The 25,905-nt window shown below is 36.5% G+C and carries 27 protein-coding genes and 1 riboswitch; of the genes, 25 read left to right on the forward strand and 2 right to left on the reverse strand.

Annotation, left to right across the window (positions count from 1 at the left end; all coding sequences use genetic code 11):
• Positions 1-146 precede the first annotated feature (146 nt).
• The 13 genes from FS486_RS10565 to FS486_RS10625 all read left to right on the forward strand — a co-directional run bounded on the left by FS486_RS10565 (position 147) and on the right by FS486_RS10625 (position 13,784).
• On the forward strand, positions 147-881 hold the full coding sequence (locus FS486_RS10565; RefSeq protein ID WP_144511298.1) for a pseudouridine synthase: 735 nt from the start codon (positions 147-149) through the stop codon (positions 879-881).
• Positions 882-979: 98 nt separating this feature from the next.
• On the forward strand, positions 980-1,516 hold the full coding sequence (resA, locus tag FS486_RS10570; RefSeq protein WP_144511299.1) for a thiol-disulfide oxidoreductase ResA: 537 nt from the start codon (positions 980-982) through the stop codon (positions 1,514-1,516).
• 13 nt (positions 1,517-1,529) lie between these two features.
• The gene (gene resB, locus FS486_RS10575) at positions 1,530-3,179 is read left to right on the forward strand and encodes a cytochrome c biogenesis protein ResB (RefSeq protein ID WP_144511300.1); all 1,650 of its coding nucleotides are present in this window, start codon (positions 1,530-1,532) and stop codon (positions 3,177-3,179) included.
• A gap of 3 nt (positions 3,180-3,182) precedes the next feature.
• Entirely contained in the window at positions 3,183-4,361 is a 1,179-nt protein-coding gene (gene ccsB, locus FS486_RS10580; protein ID WP_144511301.1) for a c-type cytochrome biogenesis protein CcsB, read from the forward strand.
• A 1,002-nt stretch (positions 4,362-5,363) separates the two neighbouring features.
• The gene (locus tag FS486_RS10585; RefSeq protein ID WP_144511302.1) at positions 5,364-6,080 is read left to right on the forward strand and encodes a response regulator transcription factor; all 717 of its coding nucleotides are present in this window, start codon (positions 5,364-5,366) and stop codon (positions 6,078-6,080) included.
• On the forward strand, positions 6,073-7,854 hold the full coding sequence (locus tag FS486_RS10590; RefSeq protein ID WP_144511303.1) for an ATP-binding protein: 1,782 nt from the start codon (positions 6,073-6,075) through the stop codon (positions 7,852-7,854). The genes FS486_RS10585 and FS486_RS10590 overlap by 8 nt, the downstream gene beginning before the upstream one ends.
• 50 nt (positions 7,855-7,904) lie before the next feature.
• Complete coding sequence (gene sigX / locus FS486_RS10595) at positions 7,905-8,441, forward strand: RNA polymerase sigma factor SigX (protein WP_144511304.1); 537 nt, start codon at positions 7,905-7,907, stop codon at positions 8,439-8,441.
• The gene (locus FS486_RS10600; RefSeq protein WP_144511305.1) at positions 8,434-9,687 is read left to right on the forward strand and encodes a hypothetical protein; all 1,254 of its coding nucleotides are present in this window, start codon (positions 8,434-8,436) and stop codon (positions 9,685-9,687) included. The genes sigX and FS486_RS10600 overlap by 8 nt, the downstream gene beginning before the upstream one ends.
• Positions 9,688-10,169: 482 nt before the next feature.
• Positions 10,170-10,490 carry a PadR family transcriptional regulator gene (locus FS486_RS10605; protein WP_144511306.1) on the forward strand — a complete coding sequence of 107 codons (321 nt, stop codon included), beginning with the start codon at positions 10,170-10,172 and terminating at the stop codon, positions 10,488-10,490.
• Positions 10,491-10,560: 70 nt separating this feature from the next.
• Complete coding sequence (locus FS486_RS10610) at positions 10,561-10,902, forward strand: DUF1048 domain-containing protein (RefSeq protein ID WP_144511307.1); 342 nt, start codon at positions 10,561-10,563, stop codon at positions 10,900-10,902.
• Between the two features lie 162 nt (positions 10,903-11,064).
• The gene (locus FS486_RS10615; protein ID WP_144511308.1) at positions 11,065-11,826 is read left to right on the forward strand and encodes an ABC transporter ATP-binding protein; all 762 of its coding nucleotides are present in this window, start codon (positions 11,065-11,067) and stop codon (positions 11,824-11,826) included.
• A complete protein-coding gene (locus FS486_RS10620; RefSeq protein WP_144511309.1) occupies positions 11,827-12,576 on the forward strand; it encodes an ABC transporter permease in 750 nt (249 codons plus the stop codon).
• 323 nt (positions 12,577-12,899) lie between these two features.
• Positions 12,900-13,031: riboswitch (FMN riboswitch) on the forward strand.
• A gap of 159 nt (positions 13,032-13,190) precedes the next feature.
• Positions 13,191-13,784, forward strand: coding sequence for an ECF transporter S component (locus FS486_RS10625; protein WP_144511310.1), 594 nt, complete (start codon positions 13,191-13,193; stop codon positions 13,782-13,784).
• Positions 13,785-13,860: 76 nt separating this feature from the next.
• Here FS486_RS10625 and FS486_RS10630 read toward each other — a convergent pair whose 3' ends face one another.
• Positions 13,861-14,109 (reverse strand): ferredoxin, encoded by a 249-nt coding sequence (locus FS486_RS10630; RefSeq protein WP_144511311.1) that lies wholly within the window; start codon positions 14,107-14,109, stop codon positions 13,861-13,863.
• Positions 14,110-14,219: 110 nt separating this feature from the next.
• On the opposite strand from FS486_RS10630, the gene FS486_RS10635 reads away from it, so the two are divergent.
• The 6 genes from FS486_RS10635 to FS486_RS10660 all read left to right on the forward strand — a co-directional run bounded on the left by FS486_RS10635 (position 14,220) and on the right by FS486_RS10660 (position 19,907).
• Positions 14,220-15,251, forward strand: a complete 1,032-nt coding sequence (locus FS486_RS10635) for a YpbB family protein (protein ID WP_144511312.1) — start codon at positions 14,220-14,222, stop codon at positions 15,249-15,251.
• Entirely contained in the window at positions 15,244-16,668 is a 1,425-nt protein-coding gene (locus tag FS486_RS10640) for a RecQ family ATP-dependent DNA helicase (RefSeq protein WP_144511313.1), read from the forward strand. The genes FS486_RS10635 and FS486_RS10640 overlap by 8 nt, the downstream gene beginning before the upstream one ends.
• Before the next feature lie 72 nt (positions 16,669-16,740).
• Positions 16,741-17,355, forward strand: coding sequence for a LysM peptidoglycan-binding domain-containing protein (locus FS486_RS10645; protein ID WP_144511314.1), 615 nt, complete (start codon positions 16,741-16,743; stop codon positions 17,353-17,355).
• A gap of 73 nt (positions 17,356-17,428) precedes the next feature.
• Positions 17,429-18,061, forward strand: a complete 633-nt coding sequence (locus tag FS486_RS10650) for a CBS domain-containing protein (RefSeq protein WP_144511315.1) — start codon at positions 17,429-17,431, stop codon at positions 18,059-18,061.
• Positions 18,062-18,138: 77 nt separating this feature from the next.
• On the forward strand, positions 18,139-18,897 hold the full coding sequence (locus FS486_RS10655) for a metallophosphoesterase (protein WP_144511316.1): 759 nt from the start codon (positions 18,139-18,141) through the stop codon (positions 18,895-18,897).
• A gap of 35 nt (positions 18,898-18,932) precedes the next feature.
• Positions 18,933-19,907, forward strand: a complete 975-nt coding sequence (locus tag FS486_RS10660; protein ID WP_144511317.1) for a YpdA family putative bacillithiol disulfide reductase — start codon at positions 18,933-18,935, stop codon at positions 19,905-19,907.
• A gap of 23 nt (positions 19,908-19,930) precedes the next feature.
• On the opposite strand, the gene FS486_RS10665 is transcribed toward FS486_RS10660, so the two are convergent.
• Positions 19,931-20,905 carry an asparaginase gene (locus FS486_RS10665; RefSeq protein WP_313956989.1) on the reverse strand — a complete coding sequence of 325 codons (975 nt, stop codon included), beginning with the start codon at positions 20,903-20,905 and terminating at the stop codon, positions 19,931-19,933.
• A 75-nt stretch (positions 20,906-20,980) separates the two neighbouring features.
• Here FS486_RS10665 and prsW point away from each other — a divergent pair, with 75 nt between their 5' ends.
• From prsW to FS486_RS10695, 6 genes are all read left to right on the forward strand, one after another.
• The gene (gene prsW / locus FS486_RS10670) at positions 20,981-21,673 is read left to right on the forward strand and encodes a glutamic-type intramembrane protease PrsW (RefSeq protein ID WP_144511319.1); all 693 of its coding nucleotides are present in this window, start codon (positions 20,981-20,983) and stop codon (positions 21,671-21,673) included.
• A 94-nt stretch (positions 21,674-21,767) separates the two neighbouring features.
• The gene (gene sleB, locus FS486_RS10675) at positions 21,768-22,532 is read left to right on the forward strand and encodes a spore cortex-lytic enzyme (RefSeq protein ID WP_260858081.1); all 765 of its coding nucleotides are present in this window, start codon (positions 21,768-21,770) and stop codon (positions 22,530-22,532) included.
• A gap of 9 nt (positions 22,533-22,541) precedes the next feature.
• Positions 22,542-23,825, forward strand: a complete 1,284-nt coding sequence (locus FS486_RS10680; protein WP_144511321.1) for a PepSY1/2 domain-containing protein — start codon at positions 22,542-22,544, stop codon at positions 23,823-23,825.
• Between the two features lie 73 nt (positions 23,826-23,898).
• The gene (locus tag FS486_RS10685; protein WP_144511322.1) at positions 23,899-24,546 is read left to right on the forward strand and encodes a flagellar brake protein; all 648 of its coding nucleotides are present in this window, start codon (positions 23,899-23,901) and stop codon (positions 24,544-24,546) included.
• 78 nt (positions 24,547-24,624) lie between these two features.
• On the forward strand, positions 24,625-25,299 hold the full coding sequence (gene cmk, locus FS486_RS10690) for a (d)CMP kinase (protein WP_144511323.1): 675 nt from the start codon (positions 24,625-24,627) through the stop codon (positions 25,297-25,299).
• A gap of 1 nt (position 25,300) precedes the next feature.
• Entirely contained in the window at positions 25,301-25,888 is a 588-nt protein-coding gene (locus tag FS486_RS10695; RefSeq protein WP_144511324.1) for a lysophospholipid acyltransferase family protein, read from the forward strand.
• The last annotated feature ends 17 nt before the right edge of the window (positions 25,889-25,905 follow it).

Below are 25,905 nucleotides of genomic sequence, written 5' to 3' on the forward strand. Positions count from 1 at the left end.
ACACACTATCTCTTTTTGGCGCAACGACGTGTATGTATAGTGCGAGAAAGCAGATAGTTTTTATAAAAGACTGTCTTCTTTTATTTTCGCCAAAAGTGTGACATAATTCACTCATATGTATGGAAAGAATGGACGAGGTGAATGTATTGGAAAGACTACAAAAAGTGCTTGCTCATGCAGGAGTGGCTTCTAGACGAAAAGCAGAGGAATTAATTTTACAAGGAAAAGTGAAAGTGAATGGAAAAGTAATTACTGAACTTGGCACGAAAGTTTCGAACTCGGACACTGTAGAGGTGGAAGGGGTAAAATTAGAAAAGGAACAAAAAGTGTATTATTTACTTTACAAACCAAGAGGGGTTATATCCGCAGTTTCAGATGATAAGGGACGAAAAACGGTAACAGATTTATTGCCTCATGTAAAAGAAAGACTTTATCCTGTAGGAAGATTGGATTATGAAACGTCTGGCTTACTACTGCTAACGAATGATGGAGATTTTTCATATGCATTAACGCATCCAAAGTTTAAAGTGGATAAAACATATGTAGCGAGAGTAAAAGGAATTCCATTAAAAGAACAACTAAGACCATTAGAACGTGGCATTGTTTTAGAAGACGGGAAAACCGCTCCTGCAAAAGTAAAATTATTATCTGCCGAGAAAAAAACGAATAAAGCTATTATCGAAATAACGATTCATGAAGGGAAAAATAGACAAGTACGACGTATGTTTGATGCAATTGGATTTCCTGTTCAAAAATTAAAACGCGAAAGATTCGGATTTTTAACGTTACATTCTTTAAATGCAGGTGAATGGCGAGAACTGACAACTCATGAAATAAAACAATTACGAGTTTTAGCAGAAACAGGGAAAATAGGAAACTAATACTGGAATGTTCACAAACCCTTCAAATGTGTTTCAATTTTGAGATGTATATTTTGGTATAATTAATTTCGATTACGCTTAGAAACGGAGGGGCAATTATGGCACAGTCTAAAAAGCAGAGATACTATATTCGAACTGCTATTTTAGCGGTACTAACGATAGCAATCGTGTTTACCATTTACTCGAATGTGACAAAAGAAAAAAGTGCTGTACTTCAAGTGGGCGATAAAGCACCAGATTTTTCAGTAATTGATATGGATGGTAAACAACATCGACTTTCCGATTATAAAGGGGAAGGGATCTTCTTAAATTTTTGGGGAACTTGGTGTAAACCTTGCGCTACTGAAATGCCTGCGATGGACAACCAATACCACATTTATAAGGACCAAGGAGTTCAAACACTAGCGATTAATGTTGGAGAGTCAAAGTTAAAAGTAAATAGCTTTATAAATAGTCATGGTTTAACTTTCCCTATTGCAATTGATCAAAATAAAAGTGTTATGGAATCCTATAATATTGACCCTTTACCTACTACTTTTTTAATAAATCCGGATGGTCGTATTGAAAAAATAATAAAGGGCCAAATGACAGAGCAAGATATTGCAGATTTTATGGATCAAATTAAACCATCCTAAAGGAGTTTTATAGATGGACAAGATAGTTTGTACATGTGGAAATGTGAATCCAGCTGGTACATTGTTGTGTGAAAGTTGTGGACGACCTTTAAACGAAGAAACAAAGGATCAAAAGATTGTTGATATGCGTTATGAAGGATCAGCACGACGATCTCAAACTTACAATAAAACAATTGTAGACAAAGTTTGGAATTTCTTTTCTAGTGTAAAAGTTGGTGTGTGGATTATTGTTATTATTCTCGTTGCTGCGGCAATCGGAACAATACTTCCACAAGTTTTTTACGTTCCCGCAACTAATGAAGCAGATATTGCTGCTTATTACGAGCGTATTTATGGAACCTTTGGGAAGTTATATTATGAACTAGGATTATCGGATTTATATAGTTCTTGGTGGTTCCAAGGACTTGTCGGAATGCTTGGTATTTCTTTAATCATTGCAAGTTTGGATAGAGTAATTCCACTTTATAAATCCCTTAAAAAGCAAAAGACAAAGCGACATATTAGCTTTTTAAAACGCCAACGTTTATATGGAATCGGTCAAGTGGAACAAGGGCACGAATCTTTAAGCAAAGCAGAAGAAATGCTTAAAACGATGCGATATAATGTAAAGCGTGAAGGAAATGCCATCTTAGCCGAAAGAGGACGCTTTTCACGTTGGGGTCCTTATATAAACCATTTAGGACTTATTCTTTTCTTATTTGGTGTGATGCTTAGAGCGCTACCAGGCTTTTACGTTGATGAAACAATGTGGCTACGCGAAGGTGAAACACTATCGGTTCCAAAAACAGATGGTTATTTTTTAGAAAGTAAAGAATTTATATATGAAACATATTCTAAAGAAGAATCGGAAGAAGTATTTGGTGCAGCAATCGACAGAGTAGGGACAATCGCAAAGAACTATCAAACGAATGTAGCCTTATATAAAGGACCAGATGATGCTGTTGCTGGGAATAATGATAATCTGAAGTTGGAAAAGGAAGCTGCTATTCAAGTTAACAAACCACTGAAGTTTGATCAATTTTCTGTTTTCCAAATGGACTTCCGTTTAGATGAATTGGCTTCTATGACGTTCCAACTTCAAGATAAAGAAACTAAAGAAAATTTTGGAGATTTTACGATTGATTTAGCAAATCCTGAACCAGTATATGATTTAAAAAATGGGTATAAAGTAGAAATCTTGGATTATTACGCTGATTTCACTGGATTTGAAGATGGTGTTCCTCAATCGAAGTCACCGCTTCCGAACAATCCAGCATTTTTGGTGAAAATGTATAGTCCAGAATTTCCAAAAGGTGAAACAAGTTTTGTCATGATCAAAGAAACACTGGAACCACTAGGCGAAAACAAACATAAAATTGCTTTTCAAAGCGTGGAAACAAGAGACGTTTCTGGTTTAACAATCCGTAAAGATTTAACCATTCCTATTTTGTTGCTTGGTGGTATTATCTTCATGATCGGGGTAGCGCAAGGGTCATATTGGAATCATCGACGTATTTGGATCCAGCAATTAGAAGATGGGCAAGTTGTAATCGCTGCTCATACAAATAAAAACTGGCTTAGTATTATGAAAGACATGGATGCTGTTTCAGATGTAGCCAATCTCCCACAATATGAAGATCAGCAAGATTTAGATTCCAAAGCGGAAAAAGAGGAAGGGGTATAATTCATGGTAGAACTTAGTAGTACCTTATTGTTAATTGCATTTATAGCTTATTTATTAGCGACCTTTTTATTTGGAGGCGCTGTAAAGAGTTCCAGCTCCAAAGCTTCGAAATCATTTGACCGATGGGGTAAATTAGCAATTAGTGTAACCATAATCGGTTTCATTTCAAATATAGGTTATTTTATAGCAAGATGGATCGCGGCGGGACATGCTCCTGTTAGTAACTTGTTCGAGTTTACAACTGCTTTCGGAATGATGGTAGTTGGTGCATTTATCTTAATATATTTTATCTATCGAATCCCGGCTTTAGGGCTTTTTGCTTTGCCGATAGCTGTATTGATCATTGCGTATGCAAGTATGTTCCCAAAAGATATTACTCCATTGATACCTGCACTGAAAAGCTACTGGCTAACAGTTCATGTAATTACAGCGGCACTTGGTGAGTCTATACTAGCTATCAGTGCAGTTGCCGGTCTAATATGGTTGCTAAAAAATATCGATTTGACTAAGAAATCGAAACAACGATTTTGGATAGAAGCAGTTATGTATGTGGCTGTTTTGGTTCTTGGTTTTGTTGCTGCAACAACGACTTTCACTTTAGCAGACTATAAAGTGGAGTATAATTATGTGAACAAAGAAGATAAAGTTTTAACGATGGAATACAACATGCCACCTATTTTTGGTATGAATGAATCAGAGGCTATAACGGAAAATGCAATGGTGCCATTAATGGAAATGCCTCCACTTGTAAATGCTAAGAAACTTACTATTGTTACTTGGTCCGTTATCTTTGGAACGATTTTATATATTTTACTTCGTTTGATTTTTAGAAAAAGAATTGCTGCAGTATTACAGCCTTTTGCAAGTAAAGCAAATTCTCAATTTATGGATGAGATTGGATACCGCTCGGTTCTTATTGGATTCCCGGTGTTTACTTTAGGAGCTCTGATTTTCGCAATGATTTGGGCACATGAAGCATGGTCAAGATTTTGGGGATGGGATCCAAAAGAAGTTTGGGCGCTTATTACGTGGTTATTCTATGCAGCATTCTTACACTTACGATTGTCTAAAGGTTGGCAAGGTGAGAAATCTGCATGGTTGGCAGTAATCGGATTTATCATCATCATGTTCAACTTAGTAGCAGTAAACCTAATTATTGCTGGTTTACACTCTTACGCTTAAAAAAAGCTTGGCTTTAAAATTTCTAGTATGCTTTTAAGAAGCATCAATCAAATAAGCATTAAGAGAGACTCGTAAAGTGCATGTAACTTTACAGTCTCTCTTTTTTTATTTTCAATACTATGAGGGATAGTATACAACTTAGGGATAATGCGTCTTAGAGTGACCACTATGTTTTTCTCTGCTTACGGACGCTTTCCGCCGGGTGAGCGATGAGCCATTCCCGTCCGCTTGCGCGTTCGTTGGAATGGCTCATTTGCCCACTCATCCGGCAGGAGTCGCCCCCAGCAGAGAAAATCAAAGAAAATTGCTTATCTTCCAGTATCGGCTTGGTAAAAAAATATCCCGTTTTTTCGTTTGGAAAAATCCAATTTCCTTGGTCACCTCGCACAGCTAGCGTGTCTTCGGCTAATGCTTTTCCCGTTGAAGTCTCACGCCGCCGCGCTAAATCCAACTGTTAAAGAGTGGTTTGCTCATAAAAATATCCAAAAAATGGATTAGCGCAACAGAATCGTTATGGAGAGCAACCAATTCAACGACGAGAGCAACTAGATTACCCCGGAAAGCAACCAATTCATCTCCGTGAGCAACCAAATTTATAAAGTGGAATTACTTTACAGTCAACGTAGAGTAATTGGCTATTTTAGTTAGCAATTTGGATGGATTGGAGCTGAAGGGCGGCGACTCCAGTGGGATCAAGTGAGTAAGATGAGACTTCACATCGACCGCTTAAGCGGACGGTGAAGGCTCATCACTCACCCCACGGAAAGCGTCCGTCCTGCAGCGGAAATCCAAGCGGACTCTTCCTTAAGACACATTATCCCTATAATGCTTATAAGATAATTTATTTATTGAAATAGTGGATGTCTTACCATTCGTGAATACTAATGAAGCTAGATAGACACAAAAGCTCTAATCTCCTTAAAAAGAGATAAGGGCTTTTCTTTCATTTTGTCGGGTCTCACTGTACAATATAATTAGAAGTTGATAGAAGGGTATGATATTATGTCTGAAATGATTAAACTTTTAATAGTTGATGATGAAGAACGTATTCGTCGTTTATTGAAAATGTATTTAGAAAGAGAAGGTTACGAAGTCGAAGAAGCGGAAAATGGCGAAGTTGCCTTACAACTAGCATTAGAAAATGAATATAACTGCATATTATTAGATATCATGATGCCAGAAAAAGATGGTATAGAAACAATGACAGAGTTACGCGAACACAAGGAAACACCGATTATTTTGTTAACGGCTAAAGGAGAAGAAGCAAATCGAGTAGAAGGATTTGAATTGGGCGCAGATGATTACATAGTGAAACCTTTTAGCCCTAGAGAAGTTGTATTGCGTGTAAAAGCTCTCTTAAAACGTTCTGCTGCTTTTTCACCAACACAAGGAGTTTCTGTTTCTAAAGATATCGTTGTGTTCCCACATCTGACCATTGACCATGATGCGCATCGAGTAACTGCTGATGGAATAGAAGTAAGTTTGACACCAAAAGAATATGAATTACTTTACTTTTTAGCGAAAGCACCAGACAAAGTATTTGATCGTGAACAATTGCTTAAAGAAGTTTGGCATTATGATTTCTTTGGTGATCTAAGAACTGTCGACACGCATGTTAAACGATTGCGTGAAAAGTTAAATAGAGTCTCGGAAAAGTCTGCAAAAATGATCGTCACTGTTTGGGGTGTCGGCTATAAATTCGAGGTTGTCAATGAATAGAATCTGGAATAGTGTTGTCGGGAAGCTATGGGGAACCATATTGCTTCTCGTCTTATTTGTGTTGTTTATCATTACTGTCTTGATGCTTGAGTTTTTAGAAAATTTCCATACCGAACAAGCAGAAGAATCACTCAGACAGGAAGCTGCCACTATAGGTAAAATAGTAGAACAATATGACCAGATTGAAGACTCTATGCAAATTATTCAAGATATTCTCGGGGCTGAAACGAATGCTTTAATTGTGCGAAACTCCGAATCGGTTTTTTTATCTGTTCATGAAGGTCTAAAAAAAGATATTTTTCAAGAAAAAATATTAAAAGATAAAGACTTATCAAATATATATACAACAAATACCACGATTATTAAAAAGATGTTAATGCCTTCGATGACCGATGAGGATAGAATGGAAAATTATATAATTCTTGCTTCTCCTCTTGAGTCTGACGAGGAAATACACGGAGCTGTTTTTATTTATCAAAGTCTAGAGGTGGTAAATAAGACTTCCAATCATACGACTAGAATTGTCTTTTTATCTGGATTCATTGCGTTATTATTAACTACGATGTTTTCATTCTTCCTGTCTTCTCGAATTACTTTACCTCTTAGAACAATGCGAGAAGCTGCTTTAGAAATAGCGAAAGGGAATTTCGAAACGAAAGTTCCTTACGTACAAAAAGATGAAATTGGTGAACTTGGCGTTGCATTTAACCGAATGGGAAGCCAGTTAAAGCATCATGTAGAAGTTATTAGCCAGGAAAAAGAACAGCTGTCTAGTATTCTTACGTCAATGACCGATGCAGTTATCACATTTAATAAGGATTTCAATGTACTTGTAAGCAATCCGCAGGCAAACCAGTTATTTCAAAAATGGTATGCATACAATGAAACTGGTGATAACTCTAATTTACCTGCAGAGTTATATCATTTACTGGACCATGTATTTCATTTGGAAGAAGAAATGGATGAAGAAATAGAGATAAAGGGCGCTTATTTCTCGGTTTCTATTAGCCTTCTTTACAGTAAAGACTCGGTTCGCGGCGCTGTCGTTGTTTTGCGGGATATGACTGAACAACATCGTTTAGATAAGATGCGCTCGGATTTTATTGCCAATGTTTCTCATGAACTTCGGACCCCTATTTCGATGTTGCAAGGTTATAGCGAAGCAATTATCGATGAAGTAGTTACAACCGAGGAAGACAAAAATGAAATGATCCGTATTATTTACGATGAATCTAAACGAATGAGTAGATTAGTAACTGAGTTATTAGATTTAGCTCGGTTAGAATCAGGTTATTTAAGTATTTATAAGGAAGAGGTTTCTATTTTACCTGCAATTGAGCGTATAACCCAAAAGTTTGATCAAATAGCGAAGGAAAAAAATATACATTTATATTTCGAACATACACTAACTGAATCGGTGCATTTACAAATTGATGAGGACCGTATGGAACAAGTGCTAACTAATTTGATTGATAATGCGCTGCGACATACATCAGAAGGAGAATCGGTAACTGTAAGGCTTAGCCAGACAGATCAACAAATTAAGATTGAAGTGGCTGACACTGGATATGGCATCCCAAAAGAAGATTTACCTTATGTTTTTGAACGATTCTATAAGGCGGATAAAGCAAGAACACGAGGGAAAAGTGGAACTGGTCTAGGGCTGGCGATTGCTAAAAATATTGTAGAACGACATGACGGTAATTTGTCTGTAGAAAGTGAAGTTGGTGTTGGGACGACGTTCATCATAAAATTGCCTTTAAACCACTTATAATGAAACAAAACGGTACATGAAACGACTAATTAATAGAACGGGGGGAGCTTATGAATGACTCCGTTTTCCATCGCTTGTATGATAGCTATCATCAAGACGTTTTTCAGTTTCTTATTTATTTAGTGAAAAATAGGCAAACTGCGGAAGACTTGGTCCAAGAAGTATATGTACGCGTATTAAGGGCCTACAGCAAGTTTGAAGGCAAAAGTTCAGAAAAAACATGGTTATTTTCTATAGCGAAAAATGTAGCCATTGATCATTTTAGGAAACAGACCGTTAGAAAAAAAAGATTGTTCGAGTCTTTTGATTGGGAAACGATGCAGCTTACTTCTAACGATATGCTTCCAGAAGATTTAGTACAGTTGAACGACGAGATGAAAACACTGCTCAACGCGCTAGATGATTGCACAGGTGATCAAAAAATAGTTATCATTATGCGTTATTTTCAGGAGCTTTCAATCGCCGAAACAGCACAAGTACTCAATTGGACAGAAGGGAAAGTGAAAACAACGCAACATAGAGCTATAAAAGCACTTCGGGAACGTTTATCTGATGAAGAAAAGGAGGGTACAGTTCATCATGAGTGAGATAAAAAAAGACGACGATACATTAGATGAGCTATTAACCAATATGCCCAAGTTTACAGATCAACGTTCCAAAGAAGAAATATATAATCGGGTAAAAGTGGAAGTAGAAGCTCAAATTAAGGAAGAAAAAAGAAAGGCTTCTGCAGTGTCATTCTCCAAATGGATGCCTTTTATAGTTTCTGTTGCATCCATTTTGCTTCTTACATTTCTTGTTTCTTCATATATCGATCAAAAAGAAACAGCGATATCAACAGAAAGTGAAGCCGATCAAGCCTCTCCAACAGCAAAGATGCGCTCTATGGATGAAGCAAAAGAAAGTGAAGAAACGTCACTGGTAGAAGAAGGGGACCAAGCAAGTGAAATGACGACGATGTCGGCAATGATAGATACTAGCATCGAGTTATTACCTTTGCATAAAACGACATCCGTTTACGCAGATACTGTAAACGAAGGGACAGTTTTTCATTTTTCACTTGTTGAAAATGCATTAACAATTCCTGTTACTATTATTATTCCAAAAGAAAAGATTGAAGCTGATTTTCCAGGAATTACTCCAACCAGCCTACAATTGTATGATAGATATGCAGGTCAGATTGATGAAGAATCCTTAGGCTTTATGGAGTATCATCCATATAAAGGCTACTTTATCGCCGAGGATAAACTATTAAAGCACTATTTACCTAAAGACCACGGATACGATATGGCGTCAGGTGCTTCCACGACTTATCGACAATCGATAAACGAAATATTTACAGACTTTGAAACCTTTTTAGCAGTAAATGAAGATAGTTCACCAATAGAATGGGATCAAGTCGGATTGTGGGAAAAACCTAGTAAACTTGATGGAAAATTAGGTCATACTAATTACTATAATTATCATGCGAATAATGGAGAAAATTATTTAGCACCTAATTTTGGGAATTCTTATAATTCTATCTCAGAGGCTTTTTTAGCAATGAAAACTGAAGATAATGATATTTATACTTCTGTAATTCCCTCCTCAGTTACTTATTCTTATAAGGAAGAGAAAGGGGTAGCAGTTATTCAATTCGATGATACGCTTGACTTAACAAAATTGGAACCTTTAGCGGCAACTAGGCTAATAGAAGCATTTTCATTAACAGGTGCAAGCTTCAAAACGAAAGTGAAGCTGGAAAACGTAGCACAACAAGAGTGGGCAGAATTCGATTTAACCAAGCCTCTCCCTGTTCCGCTGGGACCAAATGGTTTTATCATGAACAATTAACTAAAAAGCATACAACACATAGTGATCTGTGTGTTGTATGCTTTTTTGAATATACTACTATGGGGAATTTAGGTAATACAGTTCTATTACGGAACTGGAGTGAAATGAAAATGAATAAGGACATCAAATTTAACGAAATAACCTGTTTAGCACATGCTTTAAGACTTCTGTTTAAAGTAGGAGAAATGAATATGTATGAAGTTAGAATACAAAGAATATCAAAGGAATGAATAATGAAGAACTATATCATCTCAGACAAAGATGCCAGTTTAAAGAGCGTTACAAAAAAACATCATAGACAATCCATTAAAGCGATAAACAGCATCTAAAAAAAGATTTGACATTACCACTACTCGGTGTTACGATATACCTGTAGTAAGTAATACTTAATAGAATGATTTTTGGAAAGCTATTCAGTAAAAATTCCTTTAGTACTAAGTTATACTTATAAAAAGTCAGACGGAAGAGAGGAGGATTCGAATATGGAAAATTTAACAGAAATGCTGAAGGGATCGCTGGAAGGCTGCGTATTAGAAATCATCAGCCGCCATGAAACTTATGGTTATGAAATTACCCGCCGCCTGAACGAGCTTGGATTTACCGAAGTAGTGGAAGGAACGGTCTACACTATCCTCGTGCGATTAGAAAAGAAAAAGCTAGTGAATATAGTAAAGAAACCATCAGATATGGGACCACCTCGCAAGTTTTACTCACTTAATGAGGCTGGTTGCAAGGAACTTGAATTATTTTGGAAAAAGTGGGACTTTGTATCATCAAAAATAAACGTCTTGAAGTCATTCTAGCTTCATAAGATATTCCGTACGATATTTTTGGATTGTATGGTTCAGCTTATTAAAAAAGGAGGAAAATAACATGATGGATATGTTCAAAAAAATGATTGGTGATAAAAAAGAGTACAAGATGATGATGGGTCGGGTTGATGCTTTGCCAGAGGATTACGAGTTTGTATTTAAGAAAATTCAAAGCTACATGTGGAATTTCTCAGCGGGCAATGGAATGGATATGCTGCACATTCAGTATGAATTAATCGAGTTGTTCGAAGCAGGTGCAGCTGATGGAAGACAAGTGCTGGAAATTACTGGTGAAGACGTAGCTTCCTTTGCTGATGAACTTGTGGCAAACGCTAAAACCTATGTCGCCAAGTATCAGGAAGAGTTGAATCAGAGTATCATGAAGCGATTGGGAAAAAAATAAATTCAATAGATTATACCGACTGAATAGCTGTTTGCAAATGTGAAATGCCCCCTTTGTTATTCAGTTTTATTTTCGCTAAGTAATAAGTGATACAGGTTACCGGTGGTACTAAGTAGGGGGATAAACAATCTAGCTCCGCAAGGCGCATAAGGAGGAAAAAGTATGAACAATGCAGCGATCTCAGTAAAAGGGTTAACGAAATCTTTTAAAGACAAGGAAATCTTAAAGGGGGTGGATTTTGAGGTGCGGCGTGGTGAAATTTTCGCACTACTGGGCTCAAATGGAGCAGGCAAGACGACGACGGTCAACATACTCTCAACTTTAATGAAGGCTGATGACGGCGAAGTAGGTATTTGCGGGTTTGATGTCCAGCGTCAACCGGATCATGTTCGCCAAAACATCAGCCTGACAGGGCAATTCGCAGCTTTAGATGGCATGCTGACCGGACGAGAAAACCTGATGATGATTGCCAGGTTGCGGGGAGTTTCCAAACCCGCTCGAGTTGCCGACAGTCTGCTTGCAAGATTCGGTCTGCGTGAGGCGGCAAACCGCCGGGCTGACAAATATTCCGGTGGGATGAAGCGTCGGCTTGACATAGCCATGAGCCTAATCGGTACACCAGCAGTCATTTTTCTCGACGAACCAACGACAGGGCTTGACCCTGAAGCACGGATTGAAGTTTGGGATACCGTCAAGGAGCTTGCCGGCGGTGGCACGACCATCTTGTTGACGACCCAGTACCTGGAGGAAGCCGAACAATTGGCGGACCATATAGGCATCCTGCATGGCGGAAAAATCATCACGACCGGTACCCTTACCGAACTCAAAGGGATGTTCCCGCCAGCGAAAGTGGAATACATTGAGAAGCAACCGACCTTGGAGGAAATTTTCCTCGCAATCATTGGCAAAAAGGAGGAGATGTAAATGAAAAACAAAACAGGAGTATTACTTGGCCGTTTAATGCGCAATATCAAGCGCAGCCCGGATACAATTATTACGGTGGCGATTACTCCAATTATGATGATGCTGCTGTTTGTCTATGTATTTGGCGGTGCCATAGAAACGGGTACGGACAACTATGTCAATTATTTATTGCCAGGAATCTTGCTGATGGCTATCGCATCCGGTGTCGCATACACTTCTGTGAGGCTGTTTACAGATGTAAAGAGTGGGCTAATGTCGCGTTTCATTTCCATGCCCATCAAGCGCTCATCGATATTGTGGGCTCACGTGCTAACCTCGCTCCTTTCTAATGTGCTTACTTTAATAATTGTTATCCTCGTTGCGCTTTTGATGGGTTTCCGTTCCAGCGCTGATATCCTGGATTGGCTCGTGGTAGCTGGAATACTCGGACTGTTTACGCTGGCGCTGACATGGCTGGCGATCATTCCTGGCTTGACGGCGAGTTCTATGGAAGGGTCGTATGCCTACTCGTACCCGCTGATTTTCTTGCCATTTATCAGTTCTGCCTTTGTGCCTACTGAAACCATGCCTAAAATTGTCCGTACTTTCGCAGAGAACCAGCCCGTCACTTCAATCGTGAATGTAATTCGTGCCCTTTTGTTTGAAGGGACTGTTGGCAACGAAATCTGGATAGCGCTTGCCTGGTGCATTGGCATTATGATCATCGCTTACTTCTTCGCCAGTAGAGAATTTAAGCGCAAGTTAGGGTAAAAAACCCCTTTTTGAGATTAGCCATATCAATAATTACCTCTTCAATGAAAAAAGTAGGATATGTATAAGAACAAGACCCTGCCAAAATAAATTCATTAGCTATTTCTCAATTCCATTCTTTCTATACAAACCCCGAACAATGGAAGAGATAGGAAGGTCATACTAAACCGGCCCCACGAACTACAAGGCATGCAAGAAACAATGACGACAAGATATGCTTGCATCGAACTTAAGATTCTCTAAGACAGAAGTATTGCATAACAGTTCAAACTTTGATAAAATGTATTCAATTCAAGATATTCTTGAAGGACAATAAAATATTGATTCATCTTCGGGGCAGGGTGAAATTCCCGATCGACGGTAAGAGAAATTTTTTCTTAAGCCCGTGAGCCGTAATGGCAGGATTTGGTGCGATTCCAAAGCCGACAGTATAGTCTGGATGGGAGAAGGTGAAGGTGCAGACGTGTTTCGTATACTCTTATACGGATACGCTTATTTAAGTGTACCTTTTACTCCTTTAAGCCTGTTATAAAAGCTTAAGGGATTTTTTGAGTAGGAAATACGGTCTGAACTTTTCTTCTTGTGGAGTGAATCACAAAAGGAGAGAGGATTTTATGATTAAAAGCAAGACGCGGATGCTTATTGCAATTGCTATGTTAAGTAGTATTTCTTTTGTTCTCATGCTACTTGCATTTCCGTTACCAGTGCTACCAGCTTATTTAAAGGTAGATTTTAGTGACATTCCAGCACTAATAGCCGCTATTACGATGGGCCCAATTGCCGGGGTTCTTGTAGCATTATTAAAAAATGTATTGGATTGGTTGTTTTCTGGAAGTCCAACAGGGGTTCCGGTGGGGCATATGGCAAACTTTGTGACAAGTATTTTATTTTTAACTCCTGTTTACTTAATTTATCGTAAAGCTACATCATCTAAAGGAATTACTTATGGATTAGCTTGTGGAACAATCTCTATGGCATTTGGGATGAGTGTATTGAATTATTATGTGTTTTTACCGATGTATGCTTATTTCTTAAACTTTCCAATGGAAACTGGAACGGCATTATTCAATTCTATCATTTTCGGTATATTACCGTTTAATCTTATAAAAGGTATTTTAGTGACAGTAGTCATGATTGTTTTATTCAAACGAATGAAGCCTTTGCTTGATAAAATTGCGAATTCATTTGGTGTTGTCAATATAAGTTAAAAAAAGGTCGTTTCTCTAATTAATGAGAAACGACCTTTTTAGCTCAATCTATATTACAAGGAAATGATCTAAGACACTATTCGAATTTTAATGCATCACCGTCAAATGATTCCTCTGCTACTTTAATAGAATCAGTTGGGCAACCTTCAAATGCATCTTCCATATCTTCCATTAGTTCATCTGGAACTTCGGTTGTGCCCATGTTATCATCTAAAATAACGAAGGCAATACCTTCATCGTCGTAATCATATATATCTGGGGCAGCAGCGCCACATGCACCGCATGCAATACATGTATCTTTATCTACAATTGTATACTTAGCCATTACTATATTCTCTCCTTTATATCTGCTTTCACGAATATGCTATCCTATTCATTCTAAAGATATTTTCATCAGATTTCAACCAAAATACATTTAAATGTGAGGGATTTCAGTTGCATTTCCAACAATTATTACTATTGATTATATATAAATTTCAAGGAGAACGATCTGCATCAGCACCCTATTATTTGTTAAGAGGAAAAAAGTCAGGACAAACTATTCAAGATGTTACGTATTTTAACTTACATCCTTACTTCTCGCTTTATCCTAAACTATCAAAGGAAGCATTCGATGAGGAAATTACGGCACTTCTTGCTAAGAACTATATCGTAATGGATGATTCCTTTCTCGCAATAACCGAAAAAGGCTTACATCATATTCTTGCGATGAGACCCCTTTTTTATAATGGGTGGGTATATAGAGGAAGGGAGTTTACTTTTTGGAAAAGGATGGAGTTGATTGTTCAAACATTATCCCATTTTCAAGAAAACGAAAAAAGGTTTATTCCTGTTCAAAAAGATAACGAAATTCATCATTTTGTGAAAGGCTTTTTACTTCCAAGAGATTTTCAATCGATTGCATTTGGAGCAAGCTTTAAAGAACAATTGACGTGCTTACTTGAAAATCCTAATTTACTAGAAATTCATCGTAATTTGTTTGTATATCGGTTGAGCGGGTACAAGGATAGTGGATTAACGTGGGAGCAGCTCGCTGCTCATCATAGTATGGGAGTTTTAGATGTAAAGTTCCTATTTATCGAGAGTTTACATATTATGTTGAATGACATAACAATGGAAAAATATCCGGATATATCAGTGTTAACAAACGATGTTTATGCAAAAACACCTTTAACTGATTCTGCATTGAAAACGAGTAAATTATTTGAAAAAGGATATTCTTTAAATGAAATCGCTAAAATGCGTTTTCTAAAAGAAAATACAATTGAAGACCATGTGATTGAAATCGTGTCGGCAAAGCCGGAATTTCCTATTTCTTCTTTTATTGCCGGTGAACAAATACAGCTTGTGTTGCAAATTTCTGCCGAGTTGCAAACGAAAAAGTTAAAAATGATTCGTGAGAAAGCCCCTGACTTAAGCTTTTTTCAAATTAGACTAGCGCTAACGATTGGAGGAACATATGGATAAATTGACGAAAGTGCTTAAAGACAAATTTGGTTATGATTCATTTCGCAACGGACAAAAGGAAATAATCGAACAAGTAATAGCTGGGCGGGACGTAGTTGCAATTTTACCTACCGGTATGGGGAAATCACTACTATACCAATTACCAGCGTATATGATGGAAGGGACGGTAGTAGTTGTTTCTCCTTTATTGTCTTTAATGCAAGATCAAGTGGAGCAACTCAAAATGATTGGGGAGAAAAGTGTAATTGCTATCAACTCTTTTTTGACTTTTGAACAAAGAGAGTTTGCTTTTCGTCATTTGTCTTTTTATAAATTTATTTTTACTTCACCAGAAATGCTGCAGAACGAAAGATTTAATAAAGCCCTTGAAGAAATACGAATCGCTTATATTGTGGCGGATGAAGCGCATTGTATTTCCCAATGGGGATTTGACTTCCGACCGGATTATTTAAGAATCGCTCGATGGCTAAAAATTTTTCGAGCAACGAATGTACTTGCCTTAACTGCCACTGCAACTAGAACTGTTGTAGAAGATATTAAAACGACTTTATTGATGAAAGAGCCATATGAGTATATCCATTCAGTTGATCGACCTTCCATTGCATATGAAGTCAAACAAATGGCAAATCAACAGGAAAAGCTTGCTTGGATAATAGATAGAATAACAAATACCGGTGGTCCAGGAATTGTATATACACAATCACGCAAAAAAACAGAAATGTATGCAAAGGAACTTCGGAATAGAGGTGTTAGATGCGCGTTTTACCATGCGAAAATGGAGCAAGAAGATCGCATTTTAGTACAGCAACAGTTTCAACAAGGACAGCTAGACTGGATATGCGCAACGAATGCTTTTGGCATGGGAATACATAAAGACAATATTCGTCAAATTATTCATGATCATATTCCAACATCCGTGGCGAGCTATATGCAAGAAGTAGGAAGAGCATCAAGAGACGGAAAACAAGCAATCGCATCTTTACTCTATACTACCTCAGATGTGGAACAGGCGTTTTATGTTTCAATGCAGGACTTTCCAGAAGAAACGGATATCCAGCTCATTTATCAAACCGATAACTTTCAACTACAATTACCAGAAACGACGGAACGAATTTTAAATTATTGGAAGGAAGAATTAACCGAGCAAGAAACAATTCATTTATTTCAAAATATTAAACAAAAAAAGTGGGTTGAAATTCAAGCTTTGTACAATATTATTCATAATGAATTATGTATAAGGGAGCAGTTATTACATTTTTTTGATGAACAATTGATTGATCGTCCAATTAATTGTTGCTCCAAGTGTTTGTTAAATTTGGAGGAATTATTAGAAAGTAAAAAACAAACGCATGAAACAAGTGAGCATTTTAATTGGAAGTATAGGCTAGATGAACTTCTACAATCGTATAACCTTTAGGGAAGTTTACTTTTTCAACAAAATTCGTCATAATAGAAGTAGATATGAAGGTAGAAATGGAGTTTGAGAAATATGAATCAAGACGACTATCAAAAGAAAATAGATGAGCACAGACAGTCCATAGGGGTAGAAGACGAAAAAGTTGAATTAAGCAGAAGCAGAAGAAAAAATACAGGAAAAAAAGCAAAGAAAAAATCTAGAAATATTTTAATACCAACTTTGTTCTGTGTTTTTATACTAATTCCTGTATGCATTTTCATTTATGTACAATTTTTCTACACACCTAAAGAAGTAGAAGAAGTTCAAGATGCTGGTATTATACAAGTAGAAACGAAAATTATAACAAATAGTACAAATGAAAAAGAAGAGGAAACAACTCCAGAGGAAGATCAATCAGTAGCAGAGGAACAAGCTGCAGCTGGAAAGACTCCGGAAAAAGAAGAGCCAAAAATAGAAGAGCCTAAAGTAGAAGAACAACCAAAAATAGAACAACCCAAAAAACCGGTAGTAAAAGAAGAGCCTAAACAGAATACTCCGTCCAAGACACATATCGTAAAATCGAACGAAACTTTATATCGTATTGCCATAAATTATTATAATGATCCCACTGCAGTTGAAAAGATCAAGGCAGCGAATGGCTTATCTTCAAACGAAATTTCTGTTGGTCAAAAGTTAATCTTGCCTTAATACTGTGAAAAAGAAGGATAATTGTATTTTTTGTTGAATATATAATTATATACTGTTTGAAAGAGGTGTTTGTATGTTCGTCAAAAGTGTTATGATTCCGAAAGAAAAATGTTTAACTGTGCGGGAGAATACCCCTGTTCTAGAAGCTTTACAAGAACTAGAAGCAAAAGAAATCGATGCCCTTCCAATTATTGAGGATGGAAAGTACTTAGGAATGTTCAATCGATATCTTTTATATAAAGCTTTTTTTTATAGTGATATGGATAAAAAAAGCTTCTTAGAACAAGCGAAGGTTTCAGATGTAGCGATCAAAAAAAATACATTCGTAAAATTAGAAGATGTATATGAAAAAGCAATGGTGAAATTATATGATTTTCCGATACTTGCCGTTGTAGAAGATGGGAAGTTTCTTGGATTAGTAACTCGCTTTGATATAATGCATCAATTTAAAAGCGCATTCGGCATGAATAGCAAAGGCACACGAATTACCTTTACCTCCGTTGAGTCAAAAGGACGCATATTAAAGATGACCGATATTCTTCACAAATATCATGCATCAGTTATTTCGCTAGTTACTTTTGATGAAACTGACAAGCTTTTTCGCCGCATTGTCTTGAAAATTGAAAACGAAGAAAAAATCGATCGTATCGTAACAGATCTTGAAAAATCAGGATTTCGTGTTTTACATATTGAAAAAGACGAATAATTTTATCAATAGTGAAATACGAGAAAGGACAGGGGTAATTCCCTGTCTTTTTGTATGTTTACATTGGAGGGACATGGATGTATTTTTTTCTGACAGTTATCATCTTGGGTATAGGTTTGTTACTTTATATGCTTTTTCTAGCTTTTCAAGTAAATGTTAAAACACATACTTTACGTGTAAAGAAGATGAAAAAAGGGGAACAGATTCATCTGTTTTTTATTTCGGATATCCATCGAAGAAAAATAAAGCCTCAATTAATTCACTCCCTTATGGGTAGCGTAGATATTGTTATTATTGGGGGAGATATTTGTGAAAAAGGGGTTCCTTTACATCGTATTGAACAAAATCTTCAGCAACTAAAAAAAATGGGAGAAATCTATTATGTATTTGGAAATAATGACCGTGAAGTAGGAGAACAAGAGCTAATCGAAATGTTAGAAAGAAATAATGTTTGTATGTTAGTGAATAAATCCGTGGAACTTAAGATTGTTAGTACTCCGATTCGCTTGATTGGAATTAATGACGGATTCAGTGGTAAAGTTAAAATGTATGATGCTTTTCAGGAAGTGAAGGCAAAAGACATTATTATCTTTGTTACGCATGCACCAGCTTATTTTAATAACGCAAAAAAGATAAGCAAACCGCATTTGTTATTAGCAGGGCATCTGCATGGTGGCCAAATTAGATTGGGTCCTTTTGGTATATATGAAAATGGCTCATTTAGGGAAAAAGATGATAGCGCTGAGCTCGTAAGTAATGGTTTCGGAACGACTGGAGTGCCACTGAGATTAGGTGCAAAATCCGAATGCCATATCATTACAATGTACGGTGAATAAGCAAGTAAGGAAATAAGAGAAAGGAAGTTTTACAAGTGGTACAACAGGTTGATGTATTAATAGTTGGAGGGGGACCATGTGGGTTGGCTGCTGCGGTATCCATGCAAGATCTTGGTTTAAATACGCTAGTAATTGAAAAAGGCAATATTGTCGAAGCTATTTTTAATTATCCTACCCACCAAACTTTTTTTAGCACAAGTGAAAAGTTAGCGATTGGAGATGTTCCTTTTATCGTAGAGAAAAGGAAACCAAAGAGAAACCAGGCATTAGTTTATTATAGGGAAGTCGCAAAATTAAAAAACATACAAGTCAATAAATATGAATATGTTGAAAAAGTGGAAAAAGAAAAAGACTATTTTATCGTAAAAACATCTAAAGAAACATATCATTCTACATACGTAATCATTGCGACAGGTTATTATGATCACCCTAACTTTATGGGGATTCCAGGTGAAGAGTTACCGAAAGTAAAACATTACTTTAAAGAAGGGCATCCATTTTTTGATCAAAATGTATTAGTAATTGGAGGCAAAAACTCCGCGATTGATGCTGCGCTCGAACTAAATAAAGCAGGAGCTAATGTGACCGTTGCTTATCGTGGCAGCGAGTATTCTCCAAGTATAAAACCTTGGGTATTACCAGAGTTTGATGGACTCGTTCGGAATGATGAGATTCAGATGCATTTCGATACCCAAGTAATATCTATAGAACAACAGTATGTACAATTAAAAGGCCCCGATGGTAAATACAAAATTGAAAATGACTTTGTATTTGCAATGACTGGTTACCATCCCGACCATGCATTTTTAGCACAAATGGGCATTCAAATTGATGCTTCTACGGGAAGACCTTCGTTTAATCCGGAAACTATGGAAACCAATATTGAAGGGATTTTTATAGCGGGGGTAATTGCAGCTGGAAATAATGCAAACGAAATATTTATCGAAAATGGACGTTTTCATGGGGGACAAATAGCAAAAGAAATAGAAAAAAAGCGCAAAGAACGATAACTCTTTGCGCTTTTTTCATTGCTCTAAATCGAAAAGATTTTACGCATGGCATTTTGGGGGTTCGGATTATGTAAAGCAACTAGTAGAGCTAATCTTGCTTTTTGCCCATTTAGTCCATTGGCAAACATCACTCCTTGATCTTTTAAACCTTTCCCACCACCTACATAACCATATACGTCCTGAGCAATTCCGTTAAAACATCTAGAAACAATGACAATTGGTATTTCTTTGCTCAATATTTTATTAATTATTGGAACTAGGCTAGGAGGAACATTACCTTGTCCCAATCCTTCTAATACAATGCCTTCGTATCCCAATTGGATAGATGCTTCCAATAAATCAGGTTCCATTCCTGCATACACTTTAAAGAGGGCTACCCTTTTTGAAATGCTTTCAATAGGTAACACGGTGCGATGATTAGGAGTATGATGAAAATGTACAATATTTTTTGAAATAAAACCAATAGGCCCATATTGGGGACTCTGAAAAGTGCTTACATTGCTAGCGTGAGTTTTAGTAACATTTTCTGCGGTGTGTATTTCATCATTTAGAACTACGAGTACTCCTTTATCCATTGCCTCGTCGGAACAAGCAACTTTTATAGCAGAAACTAAATTGTATAGACCATCTGATCCTATTTCATTTGAAGAACGCATGGCCCCTGTAATGACAACTGGTATAGAAGTATTAATAGTTAGGTCTAAAAAGTAAGCAGTTTCCTCTAATGTGTCAGTGCCATGAGTAATGACTACTCCGTCGATATTCTGTTCTTGGATATATTGCTCTATCATGTGCTTCAATTGAAACATCTCTTTAGGAGTTATATGGGGAGAAGGCAGATTAAAAGCTTCAATTTCGATTATATTAGCGAATTGTTTTAATTTTTCCCCTTCTAAAATAAGAGGGTTATTCTCTGCGGGCAGCACAGCACCAGTATCTGCTTGTACTTGCATAGAAATTGTACCGCCAGTATGAATAAGTAAAATGGATTTCATAATAAAACCTCCGTAATTTTTACAATTTATCGATAAAAAGATGTATAATAAAGATAATCTATTGGAAGGAGTACGCATATGTTCATACTGCTTTCCGTTGCAATTGCCCCGGCACTTGCACTTTTAAGTTATTTCTATTTGCGTAAAGAGATCGCAAAAGAGCCTTCAAAATTATTACTACACTCATTTATATATGGTGCTATATTAACATTTCCAATATTATTTATACAACATGTGTTTCAGGAAGAAGAGATATTTTCTTCGTTATTTATTCATCAAGCATTGGTTACCAGCGCTTTAGAGGAATTTTTTAAATGGCTTATATTACTTATTGCCATTTACAAACATGTAGAATTTAATGATCCATATGACGGAATATTATATGGTGCGAGTGTAGCTCTTGGTTTTGCGACTGTTGAAAACATTTTATTTTTATTAAATTTCGGAATGAACGAAGCATTCCTTCGTGCATTACTACCAGTATCCAGTCATGCATTATTTGGTGTAGTAATGGGGTATTATTTCGGAAGAGCAAAATTTTCGCCTTCTCGAAAAGCAAAAAACGAAATTGCGTATGCATTTTTAGCATCCTTTGCGCTACATACTATTTATAATAGTATTTTAATCATCAAAGGGCTAGATTTAATTTTAATAGTTCCTTTTATGTTATTTTTATGGGCATTTGGTTTATCCAAAGCTAAAAAAGCACATATTTTATCACGTAAAAAACGAATGGAGCATCATCAATTTTATATGAGCGAAGAAATCTAGCCAAGCGCTAGATTTTTTTCGTATATTTGGACATTTCTTATCCAAGCTATATAAAAAGGAGAGATGTCGTTTGAAACAAATAAAATATATTCTTATAAGCCTGTTATTTTGCACAGCTAGTTATGCAATTTTACACGAAGAAGAGCATACACAAGCATTCTCCACTCAAGTTTTAGAACGTGGGGCCTACGGAGATGATGTAATTGAATTACAATCTAGACTTCAATACATTGGATTTTATACGAGTCAAATAGATGGAAAATTTGGATACAACACATACTGGGCTCTTAGAAACTTCCAAGAAAAATATGGGCTCCCAATCGATGGTTTACTAGGGGAATCAACGAAGAAAAAACTTGTAAACGTTTCAGAATACAATAAAGAATATGTTCATGAACAAATTAAAAAAGGTAACAGTTTTACTTATTATGGAGGACAGGATTTAGAGAAACAAGTAAAAAATCAAAAAGGCGAAGGCACTAATATGCAATTGCCTCCCAAATACTCAGAAAAAGATTTAAAACTTATAGCAAACGCAGTTTACGGTGAATCTAGGGGCGAGCCTTATGAAGGACAAGTTGCGGTTGCTGCCGTTATTTTAAATAGAGTGGAACATCCTGACTTTCCTAACACAATCTCAGAGGTTATCTTTCAACCATTAGCCTTTACTGCAGTTGCAGACGGACAAATATGGTTAGAGCCAAATGAACGTGCAAAAGAAGCGGTTCTCGATGCGTTGAACGGTTGGGATCCTACTGAAAATGCCATTTATTATTTCAATCCAAAGACAGCAACAAGCAAATGGATTTGGTCAAGACCACAAATAAAAACAATCGGACAGCATATTTTTTGTTCATAAGGAGATCAGATGAAAAAGTTTACATGGATAATAATTGTCTCAGCTGCCGCCATATTTCTTGTGTATCATTTCTCAGTACAATCTAAAAATAACCGTCTCGAAACAGCACTCGCCAACCAGTATTCCAATCAATTAACATCTGCCTCTGAGAAATTAATAAAATTAAGCGACTCAATCGATCAGACCTTACTTTTTCAAGACAAAGAAGCATTGGATCAGCCTTTAGAAGATGTATGGAGAATTTCTTCAGATGTTCGGGATTCTATATCTGCTTTACCAATCGACCATCAAACATCAACGGTATGGATGAATTATTTAAACCGCATTGGTAATGGAGCTTCACTTGTTAAAGAAGGCAAAATACCAATTGAAGATTGGCAAAAAAGCATGAAGGATGCTAGGGCAAATTTAATATCACTATCCGATCAATGGGCTTTTACTAATAGAGATGCTGGTAAAAAAGATTATATAGTAACCACTTTTGTAAACAATAAAGTCAATAAAGAAAACGAGAAAAATTGGAAAACACTAGGAGATTCGGTGAAAGCTTATACCGAAAGTGATTTTCCCATGACGGCAAGTGAAACGGATAAACAGAAAAAGAAAGATTTAAAGCATATCGAGGACTCTGAGGTTACCATAGAGCAAATGAAACAAAAATTTGCAGAATTATTTCCAGAGTTAAAAGATGCGACGCTTCACATTACGGAAAGCTCTAAAGATGCTCCTTATCCTTTCTATCATATACAATTCCATAAAGGAATCCGTATTGGCTATGCAGATTTTACTAAAAAAGGCGGCCATTTATTATCTTATTTAATGGAACGACCTTTTGATAAAACAACGATTAGCGTAGAAGAGATGAAGAAAAAGACTTCTACCTATTTGAAGTCTTTTGATTACACCGACACAGAAATGGTTGACTATAGAGAAAATAATATAGCCTGGCATGCAGCGTTTGCACGAGTAGATAAAGAAAACGATGCATTAATCTATGCAGATGGAATACAACTTAAAATTGCCAAAGATAATGGGGAACTTCTAGGTTTAAACGCAATGGAATATATTCAAAAAGAAAATATTGGGAAGCAAGAAATTGTTCCGCTAGATTATAAAGAATTATTTTCAGGCGATTTTTCCATAGAAGAAGAACGATTGGCTTATGTTGAAAATAAAGAATTACAACAACGGCTAGCATTTGAAGTATTAACAAGAAATGATTCTATTGGCACATACAAAACTTATATTGATGCACAAACACATGAAATTTTACACACAGAAAAACTACCTTAAAATAATTTTTAATAGAAAAGCGACGCTTTAAGTGTCATAATAATTATATTATGACACTTAAAGAGGGTTGCTTATGAAAATTAAACTAGGAACAGTTCTAACTTTAGAACCAACCTTTACAGAAAATGCTGAAAAGTATCGTTGCAAAATTGTCGATTCAGATGATCATTTTGTTTATGTTGATTACCCAACAGATACTATTTCTAATAGAACAGTCTTTTTGATGGATGGCACTCAGCTTCGCGCGTCCTACGTGGAAGAGTCTAAAGCAGCTTTTGCCTTCCAAACGGAGGTACTTGGTAAAAGGAAAGGTCAAATCCCAATGATTAAACTTTCTTATCCAGGAGATGCAGAAATTATTAAAATACAGCGCAGAGATTTTGTAAGGGTAGCCACATCACTTGATATATCTATACAATTTGAAGAAGAAAAGTATCAATTTGTGACAGATGATATTAGTGCTGGAGGCACTGCTGTTATATTAAATCGTGAAGTGAATTTTAAAGCAGGCGACGAAGTTTCCTTATTAATCCCATTAGCATTTAATAACGGGGATATTAAATATGTGTCCACTACAGCTATAGTTATACGTATCTGGGATAGAGATTCTATCACCTTGGCATCCTTGCAATTTTCTGGTACCGATGAGATAGACAAACAGCAGATTGTTCGCTTTTGTTTTGAAAGACAAGTATTTTTAAGAAAGAAGAATTTAGACTAAAAAGTCTGTATTGACAGGCTTTTTTTTTACGTAATGTTGTATGATAAAATTATGATCGAATAGAGTGGAGGCAATTAGATGACAAAAAAAATACAGATTGCAATCGACGGGCCAGCAGCTGCTGGAAAAAGTACGATAGCTAAAAAAACAGCAGAGTTATTAGGTTATACATATGTAGATACTGGCGCTATGTATCGTGCCATCACGTATAAAGCGATTCGACTAAACATAGATTTGCAAGACGGAGAAAATTTAACGAAATTATTAAACAAGACTACTATTGAGTTAAAACCCTCTCCCACAGGACAACTAGTCTTTTTAGATGAAGTAGAAGTGACGGAAGAGATCCGTTCCAAACAAGTAACTGCTTCTGTTTCTGCTGTGGCAGCTCATGCTGATTTACGAAAAGAAATGGTAAAAAGACAAGTGGAAATGGGTAAAAACGGTGGTATCGTAATGGATGGACGAGATATTGGAACATTTGTATTAACAAATGCAGAATTGAAAATTTTTATGTCTGCTAGTGTGGAAGAAAGAGCAAATAGAAGATTTTTAGAAAACCAAAAAAGAGGAATCCATACAAGTTTGGAAGAACTAATGGAAGAGATAGCTCTTCGGGATAAATTAGACAGCGAACGTGAAGCTTCTCCATTAGTACAAGCAGAGGATGCAATTTTTATCGATACTACCTCTTTAACGATCGATGAAGTTTCGGAAAAGATTATGTTGCTCGCAAAAGAAAGGATGGCCTAATATGAATCTTTATTCCTTTGCAAAAACAGTAGTATATGGCGTTCTAAAACCAATTTACAGATTTGAAGTAATTGGAGCAGATAAATTTCCAAAAGAGGGAGGAATTTTATTATGTAGTAATCACATTGATAATTTAGATCCTCCCGTCGTTGGTATAAATGCTCCAAGACCCGTAAATTTTATGGCAAAAGAAGAATTGTTCAACTTGCCGATATTAAAAAGTATTTTGCCAGGAGTGCGTGCATTTCCTGTAAAAAGAGGAATGAGCGATAGAGATGCATTGCGCAGAGCTCTTAAACTATTAAAAGATGGAGAAGTAGTCGGTCTTTTTCCAGAAGGTACAAGAAGTAAGGATGGGCAGCTCGGTAAAGGTTTTAGTGGGGCAGGCTTCTTTGCCCTAAGAGGAGAGGCAAATGTAGTTCCATGTGCCATTATCGGTCCATATAAACCTTTTAAAAGGTTAAAAATAGTTTATGGTGAAGCTATTGATATGCAACCTTACCGTGAAAGAAAGGCTTCTGCGGATGAAGTAACAGAAGTCATTATGGCTAATATTGCAGCTTTACTTGAGCAATATAAAACAAAATAATTAGAATTTTTCTGTTT

The organism is Bacillus sp. FJAT-22090 (genome assembly GCF_007676755.1).
Classification (GTDB): Bacteria; Bacillota; Bacilli; order Bacillales_A; family Planococcaceae; genus Psychrobacillus.